The sequence below is a fragment of the Mycolicibacterium gadium genome (assembly GCF_010728925.1).
GTDB classification, from domain to species: Bacteria; Actinomycetota; Actinomycetes; order Mycobacteriales; family Mycobacteriaceae; genus Mycobacterium; species Mycobacterium gadium.
Map to the genome: position 1 here is coordinate 2,653,559 of NZ_AP022608.1, position 25,707 is coordinate 2,679,265.

Consider the following 25,707-nt stretch of genomic DNA (forward strand, 5'->3'; position numbering starts at 1 on the left):
CTATGCGATAGTCTGTGCTCGGTCATGAGCGCCAGCGTCAAGCCCCGGCTTGCTGGCCGGCAACCCTCCAACCGCGGTGGGGTGCTCCGGGTGAAGACCAGGTTGAGTAGCCGCTAGCGAGCGGTTGCCGGCAAGCGCGGGTCCGTTTGTCGGGCCCCCTGACACAAATGGAGGGCCGTCTCATGAGCGCGCCAGAAGACCCAAGCCAGAATTGGGCGTTCGAAACCAAGCAGGTCCACGCGGGCCAAACCCCCGATAGCGCGACCAACGCACGCGCCCTGCCGATCTACCAGACCACGTCGTACACGTTCAACAGCACCGATCACGCCGCCGCGCTGTTCGGTCTCGCCGAGCCGGGCAACATCTACACCCGGATCATGAACCCGACGCAGGACGTCGTCGAGCAGCGCATTGCGGCGCTGGAGGGCGGCGTCGCGGCGCTGTTCCTGGCGTCCGGTCAGGCCGCCGAGCACTTCGCGATCCTGAACCTGGCCAACGCGGGCGACCACATCGTCTCCAGCCCACGGCTCTACGGCGGCACCTACAACCTGTTTCACTACACCCTACCCAAGATCGGCATCGAGGTCAGCTTCGTCGAAGACGCCGACGACCTGGACTCCTGGCGGGCGGCGGTGCGCCCCAACACCAAGGCGTTCTTCGGCGAGACGATCTCCAACCCTCAAATAGACGTGCTCGACATTCCCTCGGTAGCCGCCGTGGCACACGACAACGGCGTGCCGTTGATCGTCGACAACACGATCGCGACGCCGTACCTGATCCAGCCGCTTGCCCACGGCGCCGACATCGTCGTGCACTCGGCCACCAAGTACCTCGGCGGGCACGGCGCGGCGATCGCCGGCGTGATCGTCGACGGTGGCACATTCGACTGGACCAACGGCAAGTTCCCCGGATTCACCACACCCGACCCGAGCTATCACGGTGTGGTGTTCGCCGAACTCGGCCCTCCCGCATACGCATTGAAGGCGCGCGTGCAGCTACTCCGCGACCTCGGCTCGGCGGCTTCGCCGTTCAACGCGTTCCTGGTCGCCCAGGGCCTGGAGACATTGAGCCTGCGGGTCGAACGGCACGTGCAGAATGCGCAGCGCGTCGCCGAGTACCTCGCCGGGCACGGGGACGTCATCTCGGTGAATTACGCCGGGCTGTCCACCTCACCGTGGTATGAGCTCGGAAAGAAGCTGGCTCCCAAGGGAACCGGTGCGGTACTGGCGTTCGAGCTGGCCGGCGGGATCGACGCGGGCAAGGCGTTCGTCAACGCGCTCACATTGCACAGCCATGTCGCCAACATCGGCGACGTCCGGTCGCTGGTCATCCATCCGGCGTCGACGACGCATGCGCAGTTGTCGCCCGAGGAACAGCTGGCCACCGGCGTCACTCCCGGGCTTGTGCGCCTCGCTGTCGGCATCGAAGGTATCGATGACATCCTGGCCGACCTCGAACAGGGCTTCGCCGCCGCCAAACAGGTCAGAGGGTCGGCCGATCCGAAATCCGCGGCGGCATTCTGATGACGTTGCTCGATAAGGAACTCGACGTGGAACCTGAAACCTTGCCCGCCGAAGGAGAAGTCGGCTACGTCGACATCGGCCCGCTGACGCTGGAGAACGGTGCGGTCATCGATGACGTCACGATCGCCGTGCAGCGTTGGGGTGAGCTTTCGCCCAACCGCGACAACGTGGTGGTCGTCCTGCACGCGCTCACCGGCGACTCCCACGTCACAGGCCCAACCGGTCCGGGCGACGAAACCGAGGGCTGGTGGGAAGGCGTGGCCGGACCCGGCGCGCCCATCGACACCAACCGTTGGTGCGCCATCGCCACCAACGTGCTCGGTGGCTTCCGCGGATCGACCGGACCGAGCTCGCCGCATCCTGACGGTAAGGCGTGGGGCTCCCGGTTTCCGCCGGTTTCGGTGCGCGACCAGGTGGAAGCGGACGTCGCCGCGTTGAGTGCGCTGGGCATCACCGAGGTCGCCGCCGTGGTCGGCGGCTCGATGGGTGGTGCCAGGGCGCTGGAATGGATCGTCGGCTATCCCGACAAGGTGCGCGCCGCGCTGGTGCTGGCCGTCGGGGCCCGCGCCACCGCCGACCAGATCGGCACCCAGAGCACGCAGGTGGCGGCGATCAAATCCGATCCGAATTGGTGCGATGGCGACTACTACGACACCGGCCTCGCACCGAGAACCGGTATGGAGATCGCACGCCGGTTTGCACACCTCACGTATCGCGGCGAGACCGAACTGGACGACCGTTTCGCCAACACCCCACAGGGCGACGAGGATCCCGCGGCCGGCGGCCGCTACTCGGTGCAGAGCTATCTCGAGTATCAGGGGCGCAAACTGTCGGCCCGGTTCGACGCCGGCACCTATGTGGCGCTGACGGATTCCCTGTCCAGCCACGACGTCGGGCGCGGCCGCGGGGGCGTGGAGGCGGCGTTGCGCAGCTGCCCGGTGCCGGTGGTGGTCGGCGGTATCACCTCGGACCGGCTGTACCCCCTGCGACTGCAGCAGGAATTGGCCGAGCTGCTTCCGGGTTGCACCGAACTGAACGTGGTCGACTCGATCTACGGCCACGACGGGTTCCTGGTCGAGACGGAGGCGGTGGGCGAGTTGATTCGCAAGACGCTGGAGTTGGCCGCGCGGTGACGAGCAGCCAGCAGCGCTCGCTGTCGTTCGGTGCGGAAGCCGCGGCATATGAGCGCGGCAGGCCGTCCTATCCCCCGGAGGCGATCGACTGGCTGTTGCCGGACCGGGCGCGCGATGTTCTCGATCTCGGCGCCGGGACGGGAAAGCTGACCACGCGGCTGGTCGAACGCGGACTGGATGTCATCGCCGTCGACCCGATCCCGGAAATGCTTGAGCTACTGAGCAATTCGCTTCCCGATACCCCCGCGCTGCTGGGGACGGCCGAGGAGATCCCGCTGCCCGACGACAGCGTCGACGCGGTGCTGGTGGCCCAGGCCTGGCACTGGTTCGACACCGAGCGCGCCGTCAAGGAGGTGGCGCGCGTACTGCGGCCGGGTGGCCGGCTGGGCCTGGTGTGGAATGCGCGCGACGAGCGGCTTGGCTGGGTGAAGGATCTGGGCGCCATCATCGGCCACGAGGATGCGCACTTCAACGAGAAAACGACGCTGCCAGAGGTGTTCACTGATGTCGCACATCACCGCGTCGACTGGACGAATTACGTGACACCGCAGGCCGTCATCGATTTGGTCGCCTCACGCAGCTACTGCATCACGTCCCCGGAGAAGGTGCGCACCAAGACCCTGGACCGGGTGCGTGAATTACTGGCCACCCATCCCGCACTGGCCAACTCGAACGGCCTTCCACTGCCGTACGTCACGGTGTGCACCCGCGCCGCGCTTTCACGAGAGCACGGATCGGCTCGGCGGCCACGGTCGTGAACGGCGTCTCGACCGGAAAATCGTCGTCCAGAGAGCGGATTTCGACAAGCCGAATGATCGTGGCCAGCGCGAGTGTGGCCTCCAGCATGGCGAAGTGATCGCCGATGCACGACCGTGGCCCCGCGCCGAACGGCAGGTACTGCCAACGGTCGCGGCCCTTGGACTTCTCGGGGCTGAATCGATCGGGATCAAAGGTCAGCGGATCGTCCCACAGCGCAGGATCGCGTTGCACCGACATGATACCGAACAACAGCAGCGTGCCCGCTTCGACTCGGTAACCGTCGATCTCGACATCGCGCATCGCCATCCGCGCCCCGGTGGCGCCGGGTGGGCACAGTCGTAACGCTTCATGTAGCACCTGGATGGTGTAGCTCAGCCGCGACATGTCATCGGGTGTCAGTTCACGATCACCCAGCTCTGCCACTTCCGCGACCACGCGGTCCTGCAATTCCGGTTGACGGCCCAGCGCCCACAGCGCGTAGGCCAGCGTGGTTGCGGTGGTGTCATGGCCGGCGGCCATGAAGACAATCAGCTCGTCACGAATTTCACTGTCAGACAGAGATATTCCGGTGACGGGATCGGTGGCGGCGATCAGTGCCCGAACCAATGGCGCGTCCCTCGCCGGGTCGTCGTGGCATGCCTGCAGGATCTCCTGCGCGAGCTGCCGCATGGTATCGGTGGCCGCCCGCGCGCGGCGGCGCGCGGGCGTGGGCAGCCACCTCGGCAGACGCACCGGACGCAATGCCCGATCCGCGATGTACTTGAGGGCGATCTGCATCGGCTCGGCCAGGGTGTCGGCGCGTTCATCGAGGTCTAATCCGAGCACCGAGCGACCCAACGCACGCATGGTGAGGGAGCGGCACTGCGTGTCGAGGTCCACTTCGCCACCGTCGGGCCAGCGGGCCGCAACCGTCTCCGCGGCCTGGAACATATGGCCGCCGAACTGACGGACATGCTGTTTGGTGAAAACCGGTTGCAGCGCACGTCTTCGAGGCAACCATTCGTCGTGCATGAGGTCGAACAGGTTGCCGCCGAGCAGGTGGCGCATTTCCTGATGGACGACCGTCTTCTCGATGAAATCGTCCTTGCGACCCAGAATGTCGCGAATGCCCTGCGGCGAGGCTGCCAACACCACCGGAGGCATGAGCCACCTCGGACCCAGGCTGAATCGCGTCACCGGGCCGCCGGCATTGCGCAGCTGCTCGACACCGAAGTGCAACGACCTGACAGCACGCACTGTCTGCCAATACGACAGCGGATTCTTCGGGACGGGCGGGAGCGTACTCAGTTCGAGGCTTTCGACCTTCACGACCATGACATCCTCCATCGCAAGCAGAGCCGCGTGGGCTCTAGTCGGCTTGGTGGAGCGTCGCAAGGCGCCAGTGGGGGCGCCAGCGTAGTTGACTACTTCAATTGGAACGAAGGCCTACTGCCCTCAGCGCCGGCGGCGTCGCGCTAGCTGGTGCCCAACGGATCGATGGTCCACGCGATGTAGAGAATCGCCGCGCTGACGCTGGCGGTCGTGGCGACGTCGATGCCGCGACTGCGTACTGCGAGCAAGCCCGCCCGGTCTTCGGGCAGGGTCAGCCTCAGCACCGCGGCGACGGCCACTCCGATGGCAAGGACGAGCGCCCCGCGCCGCCAGTAGCCGGCGACCACGAGCGCGAAGGCCGCCACCACGATCACGCCGGGCAGCAGAATTGGCCACTGCCGGCCGAACACCTTGCGCGCGAACTCCCGCAATGTCACTGAGCCGCCAGCACCTCGGCTCGCTCCACCACGTTGGTGAGCAGGAATGCGCGCGTGAGAGGACCGACTCCGCCGGGGTTTGGTGACACGTGACCGGCCACGTCCCAGACGTCGGGGTGTACGTCGCCCACTAGCTTGCCCGCGTCGTCGCGGCTGACTCCGACGTCGATCACCGCGGCGCCGGGACGGACCATCTCGGCGGTCACCATGTGCGGCACCCCCGCCGCGGCGATGATGATGTCGGCCTCGAGGGTGTGCTGTGGCAGATGCCGAGTCGCGGTGTGGCACAACGTGACCGTCGCGTTCTCGGAGCGACGGGTCAGTAGCAGACCCAGGGGCCTGCCGACTGTCACCCCGCGACCGATCACCACGACCTCGGCGCCTGCGATCTCCACCTCGTAGCGGCGCAACAGGTGCACGATGCCGCGCGGTGTACAGGGCAGCGGCGCAGGCTCGTTGAGAACCAGCCGGCCGAGATTCGTCGGATGCAACCCGTCGGCGTCCTTGCCGGGGTCGACCCGCTCCAGGGCGGCGTTCTCGTTGAGGTGTTTGGGCAGCGGCAATTGCACGATGTAGCCGGTGCACTCGGGGTTGGCGTTCAACTCGTCGATGGTCTCGTCGAGCGTGGCCTGACTGATGTCGGCGGGCAGATCGCGGCGGATGGAGTTGATGCCCACTTTGGCGCAGTCGGCGTGCTTGCCCCGGACATAGGCATGTGAGCCCGGGTCGTCGCCGACCAGCACGGTGCCCAGTCCAGGCGTGTGACCTGCGGAGGTCAACGCCGCCACCCGTTCCTTGAGGTCGACGAAAATCTCGTCCCGTGTGGCCTTACCGTCCAATGTGATCGCACCCACGCAAGATTCTCCCGTCGCTTCGCTCGGCCGCGAAGCCAGTCTGGCATGCTCACTGCGTATGAACACACAGCCCAATGTGTTCACCCCGGCCAAACTCGGCCCGGTGACGCTGCGCAACCGAATCATCAAGGCGGCCACGTTCGAGGCCTCATCGCCGGACGCGCTCGTCACCGACGACCTGATCACCTATCACCGGCTGCCCGCCGCGGGTGGAGTCGGCATGACGACTGTCGCGTATCTGGCGGTGACGAAGGGTGGGCGCACCGAGGGCAACGTCATCTGGTGGCGTCCGGAGGCGATGCCCGGGCTGAAGAAGCTCACGGACTCGATCCATGCCGAGGGCGCGGCGATCAGCGCGCAGATCGGTCACGCCGGGCCGGTGGCCAATGCCCGCGCAACGAAGGCGACGGCATATGCGCCGGTGCGGTTCTTCAATCCGCTCTCGATGCGGTTCGCCAGGAAGGCGACACGCGACGACATCAACGACATCATCGCCGCGCACGCCAACGCCGCCCGGATGGCGATCGAAGCCGGGTTCGACGCCGTCGAAATCCACCTGGGGCACAACTATTTCGCGAGTTCGTTCCTCAGCCCGCTGATCAACCGCCGAGCCGATGAATTCGGTGGATCGCTCGAGAACCGGGCCAAGGTGGCGCGCGGCATGGTGATGGCGGTGCGACGCGCGGTGGAGGCCGAAGGCACTCCGATCGCGGTCACCGCCAAATTGACCATGGCCGACGGCGTGCGCGGGGGCATCTCACTCGAGGAGTCGCTGCAGACGGCGAAGTGGCTGGAGTCCGACGGCGGTCTGGACGCCATCGAGCTCACTGCGGGCAGCTCACTGGTCAATCCGATGTATCTGTTCCGCGGTGACGCACCCGTCAAGGAGTTCGCGGCGGCGTTCAAGCCACCGTTGCGCTGGGGCATCCGGATGACCGGCAAGAAGTTCCTTCGCGCCTACCCCTACCGGGAAGCTTTCCTGCTGCGCGACGCCAAGCAGTTCCGCGCCGAACTGAAGATGCCCCTGATCCTGTTGGGCGGCATCACGAATCGCGAAACCATGGATCTGGCGATGGCCGAGGGTTTCGACTTCGTGGCGATGGGACGAGCGCTGCTCGCCGAGCCCGATCTGATCAACCGCATCCGGGACGACGGGGACGCCCACTCGATCCGGTCGCTGTGCACGCACTGCAACAAGTGCATGGCCACGATCTACAGCCACACGCACTGTGTGGTCACAGGTTCGCCCGGTTAGCGGGGCGGCACCGGCGCGACGTCGCCGCCGGGGCGGCTCAGTGGCATCTCCACCGCGAGCATCGGCTGCGTGCCGAATTGCAGCACCGGTTCGGTGCGCACCCACTCGTCGGTCTTGATGATCAGGTTCTGCGCGGTCACGGTGTAGGTGACGCCGTCCTTTTGGGCGAAGAATTCGCCGGGCACGGTCGGTTCGGCCACCACGGTGAGCACGGCGTCCTTGTTGGCCACCTGCGCTCCCCGGTATTGGTAGCGGCCGGCCTGGTCCACGCAGATCGCCACGATGGATTGCTCGGTGCGGCTGAATGCGACCGCCGACTGGGGCGCGTCGCAACGAATCTGAGAGTCGACGAAACCTCGATCATCGGTGGGGTACGCCGGGTCTGCGGCTGCCGTCGGCGACGTGAGCGCCGCGGCCATTCCAAACACCGCCGCCACGCCCGTGAGCAGGGCTGCAGGCGGCTTGGACACCATGACCAACGACACCACGAACACAGCTTCGACGCCGAACGACTCGCCGGACGAACCGGCATTTATTTGCGTTTTTCAGCCGGCAGGTATGAGGGCCATCGCGCAGTCGGCAACGATGCTGTCCGCGCTCCCGGGGATGGCTTGCCCGGCCAGCAGATGCCGCCGGACGACGGCATAGGGAATGTCGACAACGGCGGCGTTGACTCGATCCGTCGCGGCCGGCACCTCTTTCATGAGGTGCCGCAGTTTGCGGTGCAGACGTCGCCTGGCCGCGGTCAGGTGTTCTGGCCAGTCCGCGGCGGCCAGCGCGTCGGCCCCGGCCAGCAGCACCTGCGCCTCGTTCGGATGATCGCGGCACCACCGCACCGTGAACTGGGCTGCGGCGACACACCGGGTCTGCGGGTCTGCCGGTTCGGATAGCGCCGCGGTGACGCCGGTGTGGAAGCGCGTTTCGGTACGAATCCACAATTCGCCGCACAGTGCGGCCTTCGTCGGAAAGCGGTGATACACCGATCCGCTCGGCGCACCCACCGCGCGCGCGACAGCCGACATGGTGACGGCGGCCGGGCCCTCGTCAGCCAGCAGGGTCGCGGCGGCGTCGAGCAGTTGGTCGACGGTGTATCGCGCGGGCCGCGGCATCGTCCTATCATAATAGAGATCACTCTCTATTATGAAGGTTGGAGGACCCGTGTCCCTTTCCGAATCCGGTCCCGTCACAGTCGCGCAACGCTTCTACGACGCCATCGCCCGGTCCGCAGCCGACGAGCTGTTCGCGCTGCTCACCCATGATTTCGTCGGTACTGTCAGCACGGGTATGCCCCACGATGTCGGCGGCCGGCACAACGGCCCGCACGACATGATCGCCGGGGTCTGGGGCCGCATTGACGCGTTGTACGACGTGACCGTGGACCCCGACGAATTCCTCCCCGTCGACGACGACCGGATCGTCGTGATCGGTCGGTACCGGGGTCCTTCGCGTGACGGCGCGACTGCCGTCGATGCCGCTTTCGCTCACGTCATCACGACGCGAGACGACCGGATCACCGCACTGCACCAGATCACTGACACTGCCCAATGGCGCATTCCGCGCCGATGACTGCGGATTGACGACCCCCAGACCTGCGCCGAGATCGGTGTCATACCGATAGAGTTGGTCGCGATGAGCCGACCAGCCCCACCCGCGCTGACCGTTCGACACGACGGGTCGACCCGAACTTTCGCGCCGGGCAACGACGTAGTCGTCGGCCGCGATCTTCGCGCCGACATCCGAATCGCACATCCGTTGATCTCGCGCGCGCACCTTGTGCTGCGGTTCGACCAGGGGCGGTGGGTCGCCATCGACAACGGCAGCCTCAACGGGATGTACGTCAACAACCGTCGGGTGCCCACCGTTGACTTGCAGGACGGTCAGCATCTCAACATCGGCAATCCCGATGGGCCGCAATTGAGTTTCGAGATCGGGCGGCATCAAGGCGCCGCCGGCCGGACACCGACCCAGTCGGTACCCATCAACGCGGCGCGCGCGGCTGACACGTCGTGGCCCACGCAGACACCGTCACATCCGCCGGCCTCCTCGCCGCAGGTTTCACGGCCGCAGCCGCCACCGGGCACGCAGCGCCCGCCGGCGTACCCGTCCGCGCCGCAACCGCGATACCCGTCCTCGCCACAACAACCGGCCGCCCGCGGCGGGCCGGCGTATTCGTCCAGCCCGTCGAGCCCCGCGCCGCCGCTGCGGCCACCTCCGATTTCACAGCCGATGTCGCAACCGGCGCTCGAGTCGGTCACCGCGATGGGCCCGACCGCAGCGCCGCGTGCGGGCGAGGGCAATCTCGCGACGAGCATGCTGAAGATCCTGCGGCCGAATAGGCCCGCCGCCGCAGCCGGCCCGGGCGCGATCAAGATCGGCCGGGCCACCGACAACGACATCGTCGTACCCGATGTGTTGGCGTCCCGACATCACGCGACACTGCTGCCGACACCGAACGGCACCGAGATCCGGGACAACCGCAGCATCAACGGGACCTTCGTCAACGGCGCCCGTGTCGATTCGGCGCTGCTGCGTGAGGGTGACACCGTCACGATCGGCAACATCGACCTCGTGTTCACCGGCGGCACGCTGGCCCGTCGCACCGAGACCGCAGCGGCCACCCAGACCGGTGGCCTGGAAGTGCACTCGGTGACGTGGACCATCGAGGGCAACAAGACTCTGCTGGACAGCATCTCGATCGCGGCGCGCCCCGGCACCCTGACCGCCGTGATCGGCCCGTCGGGCGCAGGCAAGTCGACCTTCGCGAAGCTGGTGGCCGGCTACACCCATCCGACGAGCGGCACCGTGTCCTTCGAGGGTCACAACATCCACGCCGAGTACGCCTCGCTGCGCTCCCGGATCGGCATGGTCCCCCAGGACGACGTGGTGCACGGCCAGCTGACCGTCCGGCAGGCGCTCATGTTCGCCGCCGAGCTGCGGTTGCCGCCGGACACCACGAAGGCCGACCGCGAGCAGGTCGTCATGCAGGTACTCGAGGAACTCGAGATGACCAAGCACCTGGAGACCCGCGTCGACAAGCTCTCCGGCGGTCAGCGTAAACGCGCCTCCGTCGCCCTCGAGCTACTGACCGGACCGTCGCTGCTGATCCTGGACGAGCCCACCTCGGGTCTGGACCCGGCACTGGACCGTCAGGTGATGACGATGTTGCGCCAGCTCGCCGACGCGGGCCGCGTCGTATTGGTGGTGACGCACTCGCTGACCTATCTCGATGTCTGCGACCAGGTGCTGCTGCTGGCGCCGGGCGGAAAGACCGCGTTCTACGGGCCGCCCAGCGAGATCGGCTCGTCGATGGGAACCACCAACTGGGCCGACATCTTCAGCTCGGTCGCCGGCGACCCCGAAGCGGCCAAGCAGCGCTACCTCGCCCAGCACGGGCCGCCACCGCCGCCCCCGGCGATCGAGAAACCGTCCGATCTCGGCGCACCGACCAAGACGAGTCTGCGCAGGCAGTTCTCGACGATCGCCCGCCGCCAGATGCGACTGATCATCTCGGATCGCGGTTACTTCCTCTTCCTGGCGTTCCTGCCGTTCATCATGGGCGCACTGTCGCTGTCGGTGCCCGGAGACGTCGGCTTCGGGGTTCCCGTTCCGGCGATCAAGGGCGGTGAAGCGCCGAACGAGCCGGGACAGATTCTGGTGCTGCTCAACGTCGGCGCCATCTTCATGGGCACCGCGCTGACGATCCGGGCGCTGATCGGTGAACGGGCGATTTTCCTGCGCGAGCAGGCGGTCGGATTGTCGACGACCGCCTACATGCTCGCGAAAGTCTTCGTATTCTCCTGCTTTGCGTTACTGCAGTCCGGCATCGTTGTCGCCATCAACATCTGGGGCAAAGGATGGGGTCCCGGTGCCGTCGAGAGCGGCGCGGTGATACCCAACCGGTCCCTGGAGTTATACGTCGACGTCGCGGCGTGCTGCGTCGGCGCGGCCATGGTCGGCTTGGCGCTTTCGGCGATTGCCAAGTCGAACGAGCAGATCATGCCGCTGCTGGTGATCGCGATCATGTCGCAGCTGGTGTTCCAGGGCGGCATGATCCCGGTGACCGGTCGCATCGTGCTCGACCAGATGGCGTGGGTCACCCCAGCCCGCTGGGGCTTCGCCTCGACCGCATCGACGATCGATCTGATCAGGCTCGTACCGGGCCCGCTGACACCACAGGACTCGCACTGGAAGCACACCGCGGGCGCCTGGTGGTTCAACATGGCCATGCAGGGGCTGATCTGCGTCGGCTACCTGAGCCTGGTGCGGTGGAAGATCCGGCTCGCCGCTGCCAACTGATTCGATGTTCTGCAGCACCACGCTGGCCGAGCGCATCGAGCGTGCGGAGGCGGGTCTCATTGCCGCCGGTGCCGACGCGGCACGGCGCCGTGGCAGAGAGGGCTTCGAGATCGCGGTGGCCGGCGGTGCGGCGTGCTTCGCCGGTGCGAACTCGCCGTTCAACAAGGTTGTCGGGCTGGGTTTCGGCGGCGTGCCTTCCGACGCCGAATTAGACATGATCGAAGCAGCTTTCGGGTCGCGCGGCTGCCCGACCCAGGTCGAGCTGGCGCACCTGGCCGACCCCGAGATCGCCGCGGCGCTGACAGCCCGCGGCTATCAGCTGGTCTCCTTCGAGAACGTGCTCGGCCGCCCGCTGGCCGACGGGTTGGAGCGGGTCACACCGCCCGGTGTCGATGTTCGACCCGGCGCCGACGAGGATTTCGAGACCTGGCTCGACACGGTCGTCGAAGGCTTCGCCAACCCGGACACCCAAGGCGTCGCGTCGCACGAGGAATTCCCGCGCGACGTCGTTGCCGTCGCGACCCGCGACATGGTGGCCGCCGGGGCGACTCGCTACGTCGCGACGGCCGACGGAGCCGTCGCGGGCGGGGCGAGTGTTCGGTTCGCCCACGGCATTGCGCAACTCACCGGTGCCGCGACCGCTCCCGCACACCGCCGACGCGGGGTACAGACGGCGCTGCTGGCGGCGCGGCTCGTCGACGCGGCCGCGGCGGGGTGCGACATCGCGGTCGTCACGACGGCGCCCGGTTCGAAGTCCCAGGAAAACGTGCAGCGACGCGGTTTCGACCTGCTCTACACGCGCGCGATCCTGGTCAAACCCGCTGCGGTGCAAACCGTTTGAGGGCCAGCCCACCCTCGAACGGCCGGTAGCCGAACGCGGGCGGAGCAACGTAACCGGTATCGCCCAACGGTGTCCCGACCTCCGCGACCCTTGGCCCGATCTTGGCGGCGATGGGCGCAAGGGCGTCCAGATCGAATCGGTACAGGCGACCGGCGTTGCCGCCGAGGATCTTTCGACAGGTGTCCTCGGACTGGTCGTGCAGCGCCCACTGGATCGCCAGTTTGGAATGCGGCGTGAAGCCTTCCTCGTGCGGATAGTCGCTTCCCCACATCATGTGGTCGGCACCCATGTAGTCGATCATCGACTTCTCGTAGGGCGTGAGTTCGGACGCCAGGTAGCAGTTGCGTTTCGCATACTCGCTCGGCACAAGGGTGAGCTCGTCGATCGACGACCCGCCGAACATGCCGTAGGTGCGATTGCCCGCCTCGGTTTTCATGCTGGGCACCATGACGTCGAGCAAGGCCATCTGGTCTTGGAGCCACATCGTGCCCTGCTCGGTCGGCACGAAGCGCAGTGTCGGGTGACGTTCGAACACCCCGGCCAGAATGAGGTGGTTGACCGTACGCTGCGCCCACAGCGCCATCTCGGTCACCAGCACGGCGTTGGACGCCGGTTGATCCATCGGCATCACCGGACTGCCGGCGCCCGCGTGCTGAACCAGGGTCAGGTCGAGTTCCGTGCACAGCGCCCAGATCGGTTCGTAGCGCGTGTGAAACAGCGGCGCGACGTTCGGATCACCTGGCGAAACCGCGGGCAACAGTACCCCACCGAAACACTTCTGCTGCGCGCCCCAGCGAATCTCCTCCAGCGCGAGCTCGATGTCGTTGGGGAAGATCTGGATCAGCCCGCGACGCCTATCCGGTGCCAGCGCACAGAAGTCGATCTGCCATCGGTTGTGGGCCTGAACCCCCGCCCATCGGTGCTCGAACTCCTCGCGGGTGCGCGGCAGGCTGATCGTGATGTTCGGCGAGGTCGGGAAGAAAGGCGGCACGGTGTTGGGCAACAGCACTTCGGCCGCCACCCCGTCGGCGTCCATCTCCGACATGCGCAGCTCGTGGTCCCAGTTGCGTTTGGCGGTCGCGATGATCAGGTCGTCGAATGGGCTGACATAGGTCTTCGCCCATGCGTCGAAGTCATCGTGGAGTCGCGCGGGCAGATACTTCTTGTAGTCGTAGAGATCCGCTCCGGCGTGCGTGTCCGTCGAGATGACGACATAGCGGTCGATCGTGTCCCAGGTGGCTGCCATTGCCCCATCTTTCAGGACAACAGCCAGTCGTCGGGTGAGAATGTCTCGCTCCAGACCCGCGAGATCTGCTGCGCGCGCTCACCAGCGAGCACCCCACACCACCGACTCGACCGTCAGGCTGACGCGACGTCCCGTCCCACCGTCGATGTCGCTTGGCGTCACCCATTCGACGGTGGCGGTGCCCGAGATGTGCAGCGTCGTGCCCGTGTCGAAGTCGATGAACAGCAGCGCGGCACTGGGATCCACCGCGAGATTGCCGAAGCTGTTGAACATGTTGTTGCCCGGATAGTCCGGCCACCATAGGCGGTTGCCCTCGACACGGACGAATCCGGGTGGGCCGCCCCGATGGGAAGCGTCCGCTCCACGACACGGATGGATGGTGCCGAGGAAGAAGGTGTCGGCGCCGGCGATGAGCTGTGCGTGATCAGCGCTGAGCGCAGGGAGGTGTTCGATAGCCGGCGCCGCAGTGTCGGAACGTTCGAGATGGCGTGGATGAATGTACTTGGGGCAGTTGCCGTATGCCTGTTCGACCGCGAGCAGTAGACCGGCGTCGCCGACCTGGGCCAGGGTGCCGTTGACCCGGACCCTGCGACGGGTGGCGAACTCGATGGCGAGCAATCCGACCGGCTGCTCCGCGGCGAGGTCGTGCAACGGGTCACCGGGCGAGGGCAGGGCGTGGACCTTCAGCTCGCGGTCGCCTGCCTGCAGGAACCCGGGCGAGGAGAGCAGCGGCGACGTCCACAACCGGCCGTCGGCGTCACGGGCCGTCAGCACGGCGAAGTCGCGGGCCGCCAGAAAGGCACCCATGCCGCCGTTCAGATCAGGGGTGGCGAGCATCGCCTCCCCGAGGCGCGCCGCCTGCGCGCGGACGCCCGCGCGGTCCTGAACCGCGAGTTCTCCGTCGTGAAACCCCGTCTGCGCAGTCATGATGCTCTCAACCAGACGGTACAGCGGTTATTCCCCATGGATGTTCAGACCGTGAGCCGCGGCGTAGGCCAGCGCCTGGTCGACGTCGATCTTCGCGCCGCGCAGGGCCGCAGTGGTCCAGAACGTCGCGTCGGTGCGCGCTCCCCGAAGATCGGATTCCTCGAGGCGGGTTTTCTGCACGCGAGCGCCGCGAAGGTCAGCGCCGCGTAACACCGCTTTGCGCAGGTCGGTGTCAACGAGGCTGGCTTCCCGCAGCCGACATCCGGACAGGTCGACATTCTTCAGATCACAACCGCCGAGGACCGCGAGCGTGAGGTCGACCTCGACCAGCTCAAGCGGGCGCATCTGACATTCGGTGAACACCGATCCCAGCATGCTGCAGTGCCGAAATATGCTGTGGTGCAGCCTGGCCCGCTCGAATCGGCAGTTCCGGAACGCCGAGCCGACGTGCTCGGACTCGGCCAGATCGACACCGCGGAAGTCGCATTCGTCGAAAACCGCACGTTCGGTGCGCAGTCGGCTGAGATCCTCGTCGCGAAAGTCGTACGCGACGAACTCCCTTTCGACCCAGACCTCTTCGTCCTCGTCCACCGAGTCAGCCGGGCAGCGAGGACAGGGCGTCGAGCGCGTATTCGGTGACCGCGATCAACGCCTCCCGGCACGAGTGTCGGTCTCTGGCGTCGACCGTGACCACCGGGATGTGGTCGGAGAGCGCCAGCGCTTTGCGCAGCGCCTGAGTGGAATATCTTGGTGCACCATCGAACTCGTTGATCGCGATCAGGAACGGCAAGCGGCGGGCTTCGAAGAAGTCGACCGCAGCGAAGCTGTCCTGCAGGCGGCGGACATCGACCAGGATCACCGCGCCGATAGCGCCGCGGATGAGGTCGTCCCACATGAACCAGAACCGGCGCTGACCGGGTGTGCCGAACAGGTACAGCACGAGGTCTTCGCCGAGGGTGATCCGGCCGAAGTCCATCGCCACAGTCGTGGTGGTCTTGGACGGGGTCGCGTCCAGGCCGTCGACCCCTTCGGACGCATTGGTCACCAACGCCTCGGTCCGCAGCGGCATGATCTCGGAGACTGCGCCGACGAACGTCGTCTTGCCCGCGCCGAAGCCGCCGGAGATGACGATCTTCGTCGAAGCGGCGGCCCGCCTCGTCGCCGGGTCCGTCGAGGCATGCCGCCTCTCAGAGTGCCCTGAGGCCACGCAGCGTCCTTCCTATGAGATCTCGTCGTTCGTCATCGGTCTCCGAATCGCCGAGCGTGGTGTGTACCTGCAGATATCCCTGTGTGACGAGGTCATCGATCAGCACCCGTGCGACCCCGAGCGGTAGGGCCAGGCCCGCGGCGATCTCGGCGACCGATGGGACCTCGACGCTCATCGTGAGTATTCGGCCCCGCACATCGTTTCCCGGCCAGCGCGGCGGCTTGGTCGTCGTGAGCTTTCCGATGGGTGCTTCCAACGGCAGATTCAACCGGGCCTCGGTGCGCCCGGCCGTCAGCGTGTAGGGCCGGACCAGACTCGGCTCGTCGTCGACCTCCCGCTCCCAGTTGTCCATCGGCCGTTCACATGTGCTGAGGTGCGCGCCGCCGCGATGACTGCACCACGGCGCCCACCCGTTCCACCAGAATCGCCATCTCGTAACCGATTTGGCCGATATCGCAGTTGCGCGATGCGAGCGTCGCCAGGTTCGAACCGTCGCCGACGCGCATCAACAGCAGATAACCGTTCTCCATCTCGACGATCGACTGCATGACGTAGCCGCCGTCGAACAGCTGCGCGGCACCCGTCGACAGACTGGCCAACCCGGAGGCGACCGCGGCCAACTGGTCGGCACGTTCGACCGGGATGTGCTCACTGGAGGCCATCAAGAGTCCGTCCGCGGACACCAGGACCGCATGGGTCACCCCGGAGACATCGTGCGCGAACTTCGAAACCAGCCAGTCGAGCGAATCGCGCTGCGTCGATCGTGGCGGGTAGGTCGGGGAGTTCACTGGCTATCTGTTCCTCTGGTCTCTCGCGCGTGCGAGCGGCCCGCGTGCACACCGCCGAAATGGCTGCTGATACTCGCACGGACAGCATCGGGATCGCGCTGCGGTACATCACCGTTTGCGAATGATGCGTCCGGCCCCGGGGAGCCGAACTCAGCCGCCGATGCTACCTCGTCGTCGACCTCGGTGTTCCTGTCAGCGCCGCCGTTTCGGTGGTATTCGACGTCGCTAGCTGCGGATTCAGCCGCGCCGGGTACCAGCCGGGCGCCGGGCTCACGCACCGGCAGCCCCTCCTCGGTGTGCTGCTCGACCGGAGCCTCGTCGGCGGCTTCGGCGGCCGACCAGCCGCTGTCCCACACCGATTCCCAATTCAGATCGGCGCTGTTGGCCAGCTCCGTCGGATCGACCAGCCATTCGGAGAGCATCCGCTGATAGATCGCATCGTCCGAGCCCGAGGTGGCTGACGGCTCCGCGGGCTGCGGCGCGGGCCGAGGCGGTTCGGGCTGCGGTGCCGGGCGAACCGGTTCCGCGGCCGGGGCGACCACACTGTCGCTCGCCGCCTGCTGCCGTGCGGCGAAGAAGCCCGACGTGTCAGTCGGGCGCTCGGCGGGCGCAGGAGGTGCACCCCACTCGCCGGTCTGGGCGGGCATCGAGTCCTCGGGCCACTCGTCTTCCGGCCACTCGTCGTCTGCCCATTCGTCCTGCTGCGTGGGCGGTGCGAGCGACGCCGGGACGTCGGAGATCCCACTGGCGCCGGGATCGCGTTGCGGCAACAACGCGACCGGTACCTCGGAATGGCCGTTGCGGTATTGCGGCTCGTCTTCGTAGTCACCCCAGCCGTCCGAATGGTCGTCGTCGAGTGCCAACGCGGTCGCGATGCCCGCGTGCGCATCGGCCGCGTACTCGGGCTCGCCGTATTGATGCGGCGCATCCGCACCGCCGAGCAGTTCGGGAGGGACGTAGACCCCTGCGGTCGTGCCCGAATTCGGCTCGCCCGCAATGGTGCTGCGCAACCTGACCACCAGACCGTGCTGCGCCGCCAGCCGTCCGACCACGAACAGGCCCATGTGCCGCGCGGTGTACGGGGTGACCTCACCGCCGGACTGCAGACGCGTATTGGCCACCCGCAGGTCCGAATCGGTCATGCCGAGACCGATGTCGCTGACCTCGATGACGAGGCCACCCTGGCCGGTGTGCACCGCGGACACCCGCACCTGTGAAATCGGCGGCGAGTAGCGAAGTGCGTTGTCGAGCAGCTCGGCCACGAGGTGCACGAGGTCGCCCGCCACCGAGCCGGCGACCTCGCTGTCGGGCACCGTCGCGGTCACCACGCGGGTGTAGTCCTCGACCTCGGAGGCCGCGGCGTTGATGACGGCCGAGACCGGCACCGGCTCCGCCTGCTCACGCTGGACCTTGGCGCCGGCGAGCACCAGTAGGTTGGCGCCGTTGCGGCGCATCCGGGCCGCGAGGTGATCGAGACGGAACAGGCTCTCCAGCCGCTCGGGATCCTCTTCGTTGCGCTCGAGCCGGTCGATGAGCGACAGCTGCTGATCGACCAGTGAGCGACTGCGCCGCGACAGGGTCTCGAACATGTCGCCGACCTGCAGCTGCAGCCGCGACTGCTCGCCGGCCAACAGCACCGCCTGCTCGTGCAGTTCGTCGACGGCGTGCGCGACCTGGCCCACCTCCTCGGAGGTGTACACCGGGATCGGGTCGATCGGTCCCGGATCGCCGCCGGCACGCACGTATTCGATTTCGCGGGCCAGGTCGTCGTGGGCCACCCGCAGGGCGCTGTCGCGCAGTCGGCGCAGGGGTCGCACCAGCGACAGCGCCACCGCGATGACCACGATCAGGGCCAGCAGCATCGCTCCCCCGACGATGGCCGCATCCCGGATGGTCGCCGTACGCTGCGCGGCCGCTCGCTCGTCCACCGTCGACGTCACCGAATCGGTGGCGTCGGTGATGATCTGGCCCGCGATCTGATCGGTGACCGCTTCGGAGGCGCGCAGGTCCGGGTTGTTGACCAGAACCGCAGCCGGATCCGACATGATCGCCAACCGCTTGACCATCTCGCCCTGCAACTGCTGAGCCTCCGCCGAGCCGACGCCGAGCACCTGGCTCATGCCGAACAGCGTCGAGGGCTCCGTGCCGGCCAACGCGATCATCCTGGTGCGCAGCTCGGGTTCTGGCAGTTCGCCGCCGAGGTTCACCAGCAGCTGCTGCATCATCATCTGACCGCGGGCACCGACCGCGCGGGACAACCCGAGCGTCTCGGCCGTGATGCGTTCGTCGTCGACGCGGACGGACCCGTTGATGGCGTCCTCTGCGGTGAGCAGGATCGGCGCATAGGTAGTGACCCGCTCGAACAGGTTGATGTTGTTGGCCGTGACCCTGTCCATCAGCGCCTGGCCGCCGTCGATCATGCTCGTGACGCCCTTGCGAACGTCGTCGGCGATGTCGGCGTCGGATAGCCGGCGTTGCAATTCCTGCCTGCTGGAATCGAACTCGGTGAGGGCGGACTGGGGATCACCACCGGTGGAACTCGCCAACATTGCGCGGTCGAGCGCCGCCATGTAGTCCACGATCGCAGGCACCATTTCGGTGCGGTCGGCGGCACGACGCAAATCCGTTGCTTCGGTGACGCTGCTGTAGATGCGCAACCCGCCAAATACACCTGCGAGAACCAGTGGCACCAATACGATCGCAAATACTTTCCAGCGGACCGGCCAATTGGAAACCGACCACCGGCTCGGCCTCGTGGGCGGCGGCGCGGCTTTGGCTTCGAAATTGGCAGGCGCGTCGCCCGACGGCTCCACCTGCGAAAAGGCGTTCATCGGCGTTCGCCCGCGTGTCGGCATTTCAGTTTTGGAGCGTGGTTCATATGCTTCCTGATAATTCGCCCGCATCCACGGGCTGGCGGTGTGCGCCTGGCAATTGGTCGAGTATGCCAGCCGTGCCGTGCTGATTCCACAATTCTTACTGAACAGACAGAGTTCATAACTGCACGTCCAAGTCGCTTTGTGATAACAGAGCAAACACGTTTTGGACTGTCGGCCCGCCCGACGCAATGATCTATGAATGTTCCGCGTGCTGTTCTTCTCGCCGCGCATCGCACCCAACACCGGCAATGCGATCCGAATGGTCGCGGCAACGGGCTGCGAATTGCATCTCGTCGAGCCGCTCGGATTCGATTTGTCCGAACCCAAACTGCGGCGCGCCGGCTTGGACTATCACGACCTCGCGTCGGTGACCGTGCACCGCAACCTGGCCGCCGCGTGGGAACACATCGCCCCGCAACGCGTGTACGCGTTCACCGCACATGCCGGCGCACGATTTAACGACGTCAGTTATGAGCCGGGTGACGTTGTGATGTTCGGTCCCGAACCCACCGGCCTAGACGCGGCGACACTGGCCGACCCGCACATCACCGCGCAGTTGCGCATTCCGATGCTCGCGGGTCGGCGGTCGCTGAACCTCTCCAACGCCGCAGCGGTCGTCGTCTACGAAGCGTGGCGGCAGCAGGGATTCAGCGGCGCAGTCTGAGCGTCACCACGAATTCCAGTGGGTCACCTGCTCAGCGGGCAGCCGTTTGGCGGGGCGGAAGTCGGTGCCCTTGGTGTACGCGATGGGGAACAGGCCACCCTGGCGATACTCGTCGAACGGAATCCCGAGGACCTCGGCGGCCAGCTTCTCCCCCTTGCCGACCAGATGCAGCGTCGTCCACGCCGAACGGAGCCCACGCGAGCGCAGGGCCAACATGTAGCTCCAGACGGCGGGTAGCAGCGAGCCCCAGAACCCGGCGCTGCCCGCAACCGCGTCGTCCGGGCTGCCGGCGAGGCAGGGAATCAGCATCACCGGCACCTCGTGAAAGTGCTCGGCGAGGTACTTCGCGGAATCCGTGACGCGCGGCCGCTGCTCGTCGCGCTCATCGCCGTAGGTGGGCTTGGGCATTTCGAGGTACCGCTCGGCGTTGTGGCGGTAGATGTCGGCGAGCGCCTTCTTCTTCTCGGGATCCTCGACGAAGACCCACTGCCAACCCTGCGCGTTGGATCCGGTCGGCGCCTGAAGCGATAGCTCCAGACATTCCATCAACACCTCGCGCGACACCGGCTTCTCGAGGTCCAGCCGCTTGCGCACCGAACGTGTGGTGGTCAGGACTTCATCGACAGACAAGTTCAGTGTCACATTTCGAGACTACATTCGGCGATATGGCAGTCGAATTCACGCACGAGGTCACCGACCGGCTTGCAGCCGATCATTCGGGATGGTTGACGACGGTGGCCAAATCCGGCCAGCCCGTGCCGCGGTTGGTCTGGTTCTACTTCGACGGCAAGGACGTCTTCGTCTATTCGGAACCCAACGCCGCGAAGGTCCGACACATCAGGAACCACCCTCGGGTGAGCCTGAATCTGGATTCCGATGGCGCCGGCTCCGGCGTCGTCGTGGTGGGTGGTGCGGCCACCGTGGACGCCGAGAACGCAGATCCGTTGCAGGACGAGCGATATCGCGCCAAGTACGCCGAGCTGGCGGCCAGCCTTGGCTTCACCGAGGAATTCCTGTCGGCCTACAACCTGCGATTGAAGATCAACGTCGACAAGGTGTGGACCACCCCGACCGAAGGCTAGGCGTTTCGAAGCTGAGCTGACCCCGCCGGACGCAGGGCAACGACGCTTACGCCCACCAGCGCGATCGTCACGAACGCCGCTGCGGCGCCGACAGCATCGATCAGCAGACCGGCCGCAGGTGCACCCAACGCCTGCCCGGCCGCGATGGTGAAGAACGACAGACCGACCCCGGACGAAGTCCGGTCCGGGTACAGCCGCACGCTCCACAACAGGAGCAGTCCCGTCAGACTTATATAGGCAGCACCGAACAGCGCGGCCGCGACGATGACCGCGACAAGGCTGGACGGCACCAGCGCCAACAGCACCGAAGCAGCGGCCATCGTCACCGTCGCTGCGATCCACGCGCGCCGCAATCCGAAGCGGCCGACGGCGTCGCCTGCCAACGCTCCGACGATGCCTGCCGCACCGAGCACGATCCACATGAGCGACGAGCGCGTCGTATCGGCTCCACCGACCGTGGTGATCAGATCGCGACCGAAAGTCCAAACCGCGATGCTGCCGATTCCCATCAACAAGGATGCGGCGATGAGACCGAAGGAACCTGGGCGCCAAAATCGTTCGGCTGCAGCCTTGGCAGGCGGGCCCGACGTGGACGGTATCGCCAGGATCACCGCGATGGTCACGAGGACGGCCAAGATCGCGTATACGGCCCACGCCAGACGCCACTGCGTGAAGAGTGCCAGCGCAATCGGGGCGGACAACACCACGCCGACTCCGGTACCTCCGTTGACGACCGTTTGGGCTCGATCCGCCGCTCCGCTTGGCACGAACTGTGCGACGGCCGCCGCCAGCGGCGGCGAGGCGATCCCGGTGCTGCACCCGGCGACCAGCACCCCCGCGGCCAGAACCCAGGCTGACGTCGCGACGGCGACTATCGAGATACCCACTGTCGCAACGACTCCGGCTGCAACGGCCACCCAACGCGCACCAAGTCGTTCGGTCAGCACCAGGCTGACGATGATCGCGGCGCAGTACCCGACGTAGCTTCCCGCACCTATCACCCCGGTGAGCGTGGGCGTGAGGTCGAAAGCCTCGGTGAACACGGGTGCGAACAATCCGTAGGTGAACCGCGCGAAGCCATAGCAGCATGCGATGAGCGCGGTCCCCGCGGCAACGAGGAAGTACCCGCGACGCGTCACTTCTTCACGGTAGCGCTCAACGAAAATCGCGGGACTTCGAACCCACCCGCATGTCGAGCTTGCCCATGCGGTCGGCGACGACGGTGACCGCGCCGGTGGCGTTCTGCACCTGTCCGCGGATCAGCAGCGCCGACGCCGTCTGCGCCAGCTTGCGATGCCGCGCCCAAACCCCGCGCGAACACAGGACGTTTACCATCCCGGTCTCGTCCTCGAGGTTGATGAACGTGACCCCCTGCGCCGTCGCAGGCCGCTGGCGGTGAGTCACCGCCCCGGCCACCAGCACCCGGGTCCCATCGGGGATTCCCAGCAGTTTGTCGGCCGGAACGACGCCGAGTGCGTCGAGGTTTTCGCGCAGGAACTGGGTGGGATAGCTGTCTGACGAGACGCCCGTCGCCCACACATCGGCGGCGGCGAGTTCCAGTTCGGTCATGCCGGGCAGCGAGGGGATCTGCGATGACGCTCCCACTCCGGGGAGCCGATCGGGACGTTGGGTGGCGGCCGCGCCCGCGGCCCACAGCCCTTCTCGTCGGGTGATTCCGAAGCAACCCAGCGCACCCGCGGTGGCCAGCGCCTCGGTCTGCGGAACGCTGAGCTGAATCCGCTGGGTGAGATCAAGCAGAGAAGTGAACGGCCCGTTGTCATTTCGCTCAGCGACTATGCGTTCGGCCAGCTCGTCACCTATGTGTCGGACGCTGCCGAGCCCCAATCTGACCACCTTCCCTGCGTCTTCCAAGGTGGCGTGCGCGAGGCTGGCGTTGGCGTCCGGTCCGTGGACGGTGACACCGTGCCTGCGGGCGTCTGCCACCAGTGACTGCGGTGAGTAGAAGCCCATCGGTTGTGCCCGCAGCAGCGCAGCACAGAACGCCGCAGGATGGTGCAGCTTGAACCACGACGAGTAGAACACCAGCGAGGCGAAGCTCAGCGAATGGCTTTCCGGGAAACCGAAGTTGGCGAATGCTTCCAGCTTCTCGTAAATCCGGTCGGCCACCTCTCCCGTGATGCCGTGCCGGGCGCGCATGCCGTCGTAGAACCTGCCCCGCAGCCGACGCATGCGTTCGGTGGAGCGTTTGGAGCCCATCGCGCGGCGCAACTGGTCGGCCTCGGCGGCGGAGAAGCCGGCGCAGTCCACCGCGAGCTGCATGAGTTGTTCCTGGAACAGCGGCACACCCAATGTCTTTCGCAGGGCGGATTCCATCGACGGGTGCTCGTAGGTGACGCGTTCTTCCCCGTTGCGCCGTTTGATGTACGGATGCACCGACCCGCCCTGGATGGGGCCCGGACGGATCAGGGCGACCTCGACCACGAGGTCGTAGAACACCCTCGGCTTCAGCCGGGGCAGCGTGGCCATCTGCGCGCGGGACTCCACCTGGAACACCCCGACGGAGTCGGCGCGCTGCAGCATCTCGTACACCCCGGGCTCGGACAGGTCCAGCTTGGCCAGGTCGACGTCGATGCCTTTGTGCTCGCGCACCAGGTCGATGCAGTAGTGCAGCGCAGAGAGCATACCGAGGCCGAGTAGGTCGAACTTCACCAAACCAATTGCTGCACAGTCATCTTTGTCCCACTGCAGCACGCTGCGGTTCTCCATGCGCGCCCATTCCACCGGGCAGACGTCGGCGATGGGACGGTCGCATATCACCATGCCGCCCGAATGGATGCCCATGTGCCTCGGCAGGTTGGAGATCTGCACGGCCAGGTCGATCACCGGTTCGGGGACATCGTCGACATGAGTCGCTTCGGTCAGGTTGCCCCACTGGCCGATCTGTTTGCTCCACGCATCCTGCTGCCCCTGGGAGAAGCCCAGCGCGCGGGCCATGTCGCGCACGGCGCTGCGGCCCCGGTAGGTGATGACGTTGGCCACCTGGGCGGCGTAGTCGCGACCGTAGCGGTTGTAGACGTACTGTATTGCGTCCTCGCGCAGGTCCGATTCGATGTCGATGTCGATGTCCGGAGGTCCGTCGCGCGCCGGAGACAGGAACCGCTCGAACAGCAGCTCGTTGGCGATCGGATCGACATTGGTGACCCCGAGTGCGTAACAGACAGCCGAGTTGGCCGCCGATCCCCTGCCCTGGGCCAGGATGTTGTTCTCTTTGCAGAATCGAGTGATGTCGTGAACCACCAGGAAGTAGCCCGGAAAAGTCAGCTGTTCAATGATTTTCAGTTCGTGTTCGATCTGGGCGTATGCCCGCTGGGCACGCTCGGGTGGTCCGTACCGGTTTCGGGCCCCCGTCATGACGAGATGTCTCAGCCAGCTGTCTTCGGTGTGCCCCTCCGGGACATCGAAGGGCGGCAACTGCGGGGCGATCAGCGCGAGCCCGAACGCACACTGCTCGCCCAGGTCGGCCGCCGCGGTCACCACCTCGGGACGGTGTGCGAAGAGTTGCGCCATCTCCACCCCCGATCGCAGATGCGAACCACCCAGCGGGGCAAGATAACCGGCCGCCTCATCCATTGAATGCCGAGCGCGGATCGCACCCATGGCCATGGCCAGCCTGCCGCGGGCCGGCTCAGCAAAGTGTGCGGCGGTGGTGGCGACGACGCCGAGGCCGAACCTGGGCGCCAGTTCGGCGAGTGCGCCGTTGCGTTCGTCGTCGCAGGGATGCCCGTGGTGAGTGAGCTCGATGCTGACTCGGTCACGGCCGAACCGGTCGACCAGATCGGCGATTGCGGTGGCCGCCGCCTCCGGTCCGCCTTGGGAGAATGCCTGGCGGACATGACCTTTACGGCATCCGGTGAGGATGTGCCAGTGTCCGCCCGCCGCCTCGGTCAACGCGTCGTAGTCGTAGCGCAGCTTGCCCTTCTCACCGCCCGCCAGATGTGCCTTCGCGAGCTCGCGCGACAGTCGCCGGTATCCCTCCGGACCGCGAGCGAGCACCAGCAGATGCGGACCCGGCGGGTCCGGGTCCTCGGTGCGGTCACCCCCGCCGAGTGACAGTTCCGCGCCGAACACCGTCTGCATGTCGAGTTCCTTGGCGGCCTCGGCGAAGCGCACCACCCCATAGAGCCCGTCGTGATCGGTCAACGCGATGGCACGCAGATCGAGCCTGGCGGCCTCCTCGACGAGTTCCTCCGGCGTGCTGGCGCCGTCGAGGAAGCTGTACGCCGAATGCGCATGCAACTCCGCATACGGCACCGACGATCCGGAGCGGTCGATGTCCAGCGGCTCGTAGGACCCGCGCTTGCGCGACCAGGCCGGACTGTCCCCGCCGTCGCCGATCTGCTGGTCGATGGGCCAGCCGGCACGGCGCGGTTTTGCCCCTCCGGCGGCCCGGAGCGACCTGCCTGAGAGCACCCGCTCCATTTCTGTCCAGCTCGGTGGTCCGGTATGCCAGCCCATCCACGCAGTTTATCGAACACATGTTCTAACCG

Annotated in this window: 24 protein-coding genes and 1 riboswitch; of the genes, 9 read left to right on the forward strand and 15 right to left on the reverse strand. The window is 66.5% G+C overall.

Going from position 1 to position 25,707, the window contains the following annotated elements:
- Positions 1-20 precede the first annotated feature (20 nt).
- Positions 21-143, forward strand: a riboswitch (SAM riboswitch).
- Between the two features lie 39 nt (positions 144-182).
- From G6N36_RS12970 to G6N36_RS12980, 3 genes are read left to right on the forward strand one after another with little or no spacing between them, the layout of a single operon-like run.
- Positions 183-1,523 (forward strand): bifunctional o-acetylhomoserine/o-acetylserine sulfhydrylase, encoded by a 1,341-nt coding sequence (locus G6N36_RS12970; protein ID WP_163686867.1) that lies wholly within the window; start codon positions 183-185, stop codon positions 1,521-1,523.
- Entirely contained in the window at positions 1,523-2,656 is a 1,134-nt protein-coding gene (metX, locus tag G6N36_RS12975) for a homoserine O-acetyltransferase MetX (RefSeq protein WP_163686868.1), read from the forward strand. The genes G6N36_RS12970 and metX overlap by 1 nt, the downstream gene beginning before the upstream one ends.
- Entirely contained in the window at positions 2,653-3,414 is a 762-nt protein-coding gene (locus G6N36_RS12980) for a class I SAM-dependent methyltransferase (protein WP_163686869.1), read from the forward strand. Before metX ends, G6N36_RS12980 begins: the two co-directional genes overlap by 4 nt.
- Here G6N36_RS12980 and G6N36_RS12985 read toward each other — a convergent pair.
- The 3 genes from G6N36_RS12985 to G6N36_RS12995 form a co-directional block, all read right to left on the reverse strand.
- Complete coding sequence (locus G6N36_RS12985) at positions 3,350-4,729, reverse strand: cytochrome P450 (protein ID WP_163686870.1); 1,380 nt, start codon at positions 4,727-4,729, stop codon at positions 3,350-3,352. The two genes, G6N36_RS12980 and G6N36_RS12985, sit on opposite strands and share 65 nt — an antisense overlap.
- Before the next feature lie 140 nt (positions 4,730-4,869).
- The gene (locus G6N36_RS12990) at positions 4,870-5,163 is read right to left on the reverse strand and encodes a DUF3017 domain-containing protein (protein ID WP_163686871.1); all 294 of its coding nucleotides are present in this window, start codon (positions 5,161-5,163) and stop codon (positions 4,870-4,872) included.
- Positions 5,160-6,017: a bifunctional methylenetetrahydrofolate dehydrogenase/methenyltetrahydrofolate cyclohydrolase gene (locus G6N36_RS12995; protein WP_163686872.1), complete on the reverse strand. Its 858-nt coding sequence runs from the start codon at positions 6,015-6,017 to the stop codon at positions 5,160-5,162. The genes G6N36_RS12990 and G6N36_RS12995 overlap by 4 nt, the downstream gene beginning before the upstream one ends.
- 58 nt (positions 6,018-6,075) lie before the next feature.
- Between G6N36_RS12995 and G6N36_RS13000 the strand changes: the two genes are divergently transcribed.
- A complete protein-coding gene (locus tag G6N36_RS13000) occupies positions 6,076-7,272 on the forward strand; it encodes an NADH:flavin oxidoreductase (protein ID WP_163686873.1) in 1,197 nt (398 codons plus the stop codon).
- Here G6N36_RS13000 and G6N36_RS13005 read toward each other — a convergent pair.
- Positions 7,269-7,760 (reverse strand): hypothetical protein, encoded by a 492-nt coding sequence (locus G6N36_RS13005; RefSeq protein ID WP_163686874.1) that lies wholly within the window; start codon positions 7,758-7,760, stop codon positions 7,269-7,271. The genes G6N36_RS13000 and G6N36_RS13005 overlap by 4 nt on opposite strands.
- Positions 7,761-7,817: 57 nt before the next feature.
- Entirely contained in the window at positions 7,818-8,381 is a 564-nt protein-coding gene (locus G6N36_RS13010) for a TetR/AcrR family transcriptional regulator (RefSeq protein WP_163686875.1), read from the reverse strand.
- Positions 8,382-8,430: 49 nt separating this feature from the next.
- Between G6N36_RS13010 and G6N36_RS13015 the strand changes: the two genes are divergently transcribed.
- The 3 genes from G6N36_RS13015 (at position 8,431) to G6N36_RS13025 (ending at position 12,409) form a co-directional block, all read left to right on the forward strand.
- Positions 8,431-8,838 (forward strand): nuclear transport factor 2 family protein, encoded by a 408-nt coding sequence (locus G6N36_RS13015; RefSeq protein ID WP_235690033.1) that lies wholly within the window; start codon positions 8,431-8,433, stop codon positions 8,836-8,838.
- A gap of 63 nt (positions 8,839-8,901) precedes the next feature.
- Positions 8,902-11,568: an FHA domain-containing protein gene (locus G6N36_RS13020; RefSeq protein ID WP_163686877.1), complete on the forward strand. Its 2,667-nt coding sequence runs from the start codon at positions 8,902-8,904 to the stop codon at positions 11,566-11,568.
- A gap of 4 nt (positions 11,569-11,572) precedes the next feature.
- Positions 11,573-12,409 (forward strand): GNAT family N-acetyltransferase, encoded by an 837-nt coding sequence (locus tag G6N36_RS13025; protein ID WP_163686878.1) that lies wholly within the window; start codon positions 11,573-11,575, stop codon positions 12,407-12,409.
- Here G6N36_RS13025 and G6N36_RS13030 read toward each other — a convergent pair.
- The 7 genes from G6N36_RS13030 to G6N36_RS13060 all read right to left on the reverse strand — a co-directional run bounded on the left by G6N36_RS13030 (position 12,381) and on the right by G6N36_RS13060 (position 19,408).
- Positions 12,381-13,655 (reverse strand): amidohydrolase family protein, encoded by a 1,275-nt coding sequence (locus tag G6N36_RS13030; protein ID WP_163686879.1) that lies wholly within the window; start codon positions 13,653-13,655, stop codon positions 12,381-12,383. The two genes, G6N36_RS13025 and G6N36_RS13030, sit on opposite strands and share 29 nt — an antisense overlap.
- 78 nt (positions 13,656-13,733) lie before the next feature.
- The gene (locus tag G6N36_RS13035) at positions 13,734-14,582 is read right to left on the reverse strand and encodes a pyridoxamine 5'-phosphate oxidase family protein (RefSeq protein ID WP_163686880.1); all 849 of its coding nucleotides are present in this window, start codon (positions 14,580-14,582) and stop codon (positions 13,734-13,736) included.
- A gap of 27 nt (positions 14,583-14,609) precedes the next feature.
- Positions 14,610-15,173: a pentapeptide repeat-containing protein gene (locus G6N36_RS13040; protein ID WP_163686881.1), complete on the reverse strand. Its 564-nt coding sequence runs from the start codon at positions 15,171-15,173 to the stop codon at positions 14,610-14,612.
- A gap of 4 nt (positions 15,174-15,177) precedes the next feature.
- On the reverse strand, positions 15,178-15,789 hold the full coding sequence (locus G6N36_RS13045) for a GTP-binding protein (RefSeq protein WP_179964775.1): 612 nt from the start codon (positions 15,787-15,789) through the stop codon (positions 15,178-15,180).
- A complete protein-coding gene (locus G6N36_RS13050) occupies positions 15,770-16,141 on the reverse strand; it encodes a DUF742 domain-containing protein (protein ID WP_163686882.1) in 372 nt (123 codons plus the stop codon). The genes G6N36_RS13045 and G6N36_RS13050 overlap by 20 nt, the downstream gene beginning before the upstream one ends.
- Positions 16,142-16,148: 7 nt before the next feature.
- Positions 16,149-16,577 carry a roadblock/LC7 domain-containing protein gene (locus G6N36_RS13055; RefSeq protein WP_163686883.1) on the reverse strand — a complete coding sequence of 143 codons (429 nt, stop codon included), beginning with the start codon at positions 16,575-16,577 and terminating at the stop codon, positions 16,149-16,151.
- Positions 16,574-19,408, reverse strand: a complete 2,835-nt coding sequence (locus G6N36_RS13060) for an ATP-binding protein (protein WP_163686884.1) — start codon at positions 19,406-19,408, stop codon at positions 16,574-16,576. The genes G6N36_RS13055 and G6N36_RS13060 overlap by 4 nt, the downstream gene beginning before the upstream one ends.
- A 244-nt stretch (positions 19,409-19,652) precedes the next feature.
- Here G6N36_RS13060 and G6N36_RS13065 point away from each other — a divergent pair, with 244 nt between their 5' ends.
- A complete protein-coding gene (locus G6N36_RS13065) occupies positions 19,653-20,117 on the forward strand; it encodes a tRNA (cytidine(34)-2'-O)-methyltransferase (RefSeq protein ID WP_163686885.1) in 465 nt (154 codons plus the stop codon).
- A 3-nt stretch (positions 20,118-20,120) separates the two neighbouring features.
- Here the strand turns inward: G6N36_RS13065 and G6N36_RS13070 are convergent, their stop codons facing one another.
- Positions 20,121-20,759 carry a nitroreductase family protein gene (locus tag G6N36_RS13070; protein WP_163686886.1) on the reverse strand — a complete coding sequence of 213 codons (639 nt, stop codon included), beginning with the start codon at positions 20,757-20,759 and terminating at the stop codon, positions 20,121-20,123.
- A 23-nt stretch (positions 20,760-20,782) separates the two neighbouring features.
- Between G6N36_RS13070 and G6N36_RS13075 the strand changes: the two genes are divergently transcribed.
- Positions 20,783-21,199, forward strand: coding sequence for a TIGR03667 family PPOX class F420-dependent oxidoreductase (locus tag G6N36_RS13075; RefSeq protein WP_163686887.1), 417 nt, complete (start codon positions 20,783-20,785; stop codon positions 21,197-21,199).
- Here G6N36_RS13075 and G6N36_RS13080 read toward each other — a convergent pair.
- Positions 21,196-22,338: an MFS transporter gene (locus G6N36_RS13080; protein ID WP_163686888.1), complete on the reverse strand. Its 1,143-nt coding sequence runs from the start codon at positions 22,336-22,338 to the stop codon at positions 21,196-21,198. The genes G6N36_RS13075 and G6N36_RS13080 overlap by 4 nt on opposite strands.
- A gap of 16 nt (positions 22,339-22,354) precedes the next feature.
- Complete coding sequence (locus G6N36_RS13085; RefSeq protein WP_163686889.1) at positions 22,355-25,675, reverse strand: error-prone DNA polymerase; 3,321 nt, start codon at positions 25,673-25,675, stop codon at positions 22,355-22,357.
- Between the last annotated feature and the right edge of the window lie 32 nt (positions 25,676-25,707).

Bases quoted from the DNA above. Each gene is read 5' to 3' on its own strand.
- G6N36_RS13085 (WP_163686889.1), bottom strand. From the start codon at position 25,675: ATGGGCTGGCATACCGGACCACCGAGCTGGACAGAAATGGAGCGGGTG.
- G6N36_RS13035 (WP_163686880.1), bottom strand. From the start codon at position 14,582: ATGACTGCGCAGACGGGGTTTCACGACGGAGAACTCGCGGTTCAGGAC.
- G6N36_RS13030 (WP_163686879.1), bottom strand. From the start codon at position 13,655: ATGGCAGCCACCTGGGACACGATCGACCGCTATGTCGTCATCTCGACG.
- G6N36_RS13075 (WP_163686887.1), top strand. From the start codon at position 20,783: ATGGCAGTCGAATTCACGCACGAGGTCACCGACCGGCTTGCAGCCGAT.
- G6N36_RS13050 (WP_163686882.1), bottom strand. From the start codon at position 16,141: ATGGACAACTGGGAGCGGGAGGTCGACGACGAGCCGAGTCTGGTCCGG.
- G6N36_RS12970 (WP_163686867.1), top strand. From the start codon at position 183: ATGAGCGCGCCAGAAGACCCAAGCCAGAATTGGGCGTTCGAAACCAAG.
- G6N36_RS13010 (WP_163686875.1), bottom strand. From the start codon at position 8,381: ATGCCGCGGCCCGCGCGATACACCGTCGACCAACTGCTCGACGCCGCC.
- G6N36_RS13020 (WP_163686877.1), top strand. From the start codon at position 8,902: ATGAGCCGACCAGCCCCACCCGCGCTGACCGTTCGACACGACGGGTCG.
- metX (WP_163686868.1), top strand. From the start codon at position 1,523: ATGACGTTGCTCGATAAGGAACTCGACGTGGAACCTGAAACCTTGCCC.
- G6N36_RS13025 (WP_163686878.1), top strand. From the start codon at position 11,573: ATGTTCTGCAGCACCACGCTGGCCGAGCGCATCGAGCGTGCGGAGGCG.
- G6N36_RS13000 (WP_163686873.1), top strand. From the start codon at position 6,076: ATGAACACACAGCCCAATGTGTTCACCCCGGCCAAACTCGGCCCGGTG.
- G6N36_RS13060 (WP_163686884.1), bottom strand. From the start codon at position 19,408: ATGAACGCCTTTTCGCAGGTGGAGCCGTCGGGCGACGCGCCTGCCAAT.
- G6N36_RS13065 (WP_163686885.1), top strand. From the start codon at position 19,653: ATGTTCCGCGTGCTGTTCTTCTCGCCGCGCATCGCACCCAACACCGGC.
- G6N36_RS12985 (WP_163686870.1), bottom strand. From the start codon at position 4,729: ATGGTCGTGAAGGTCGAAAGCCTCGAACTGAGTACGCTCCCGCCCGTC.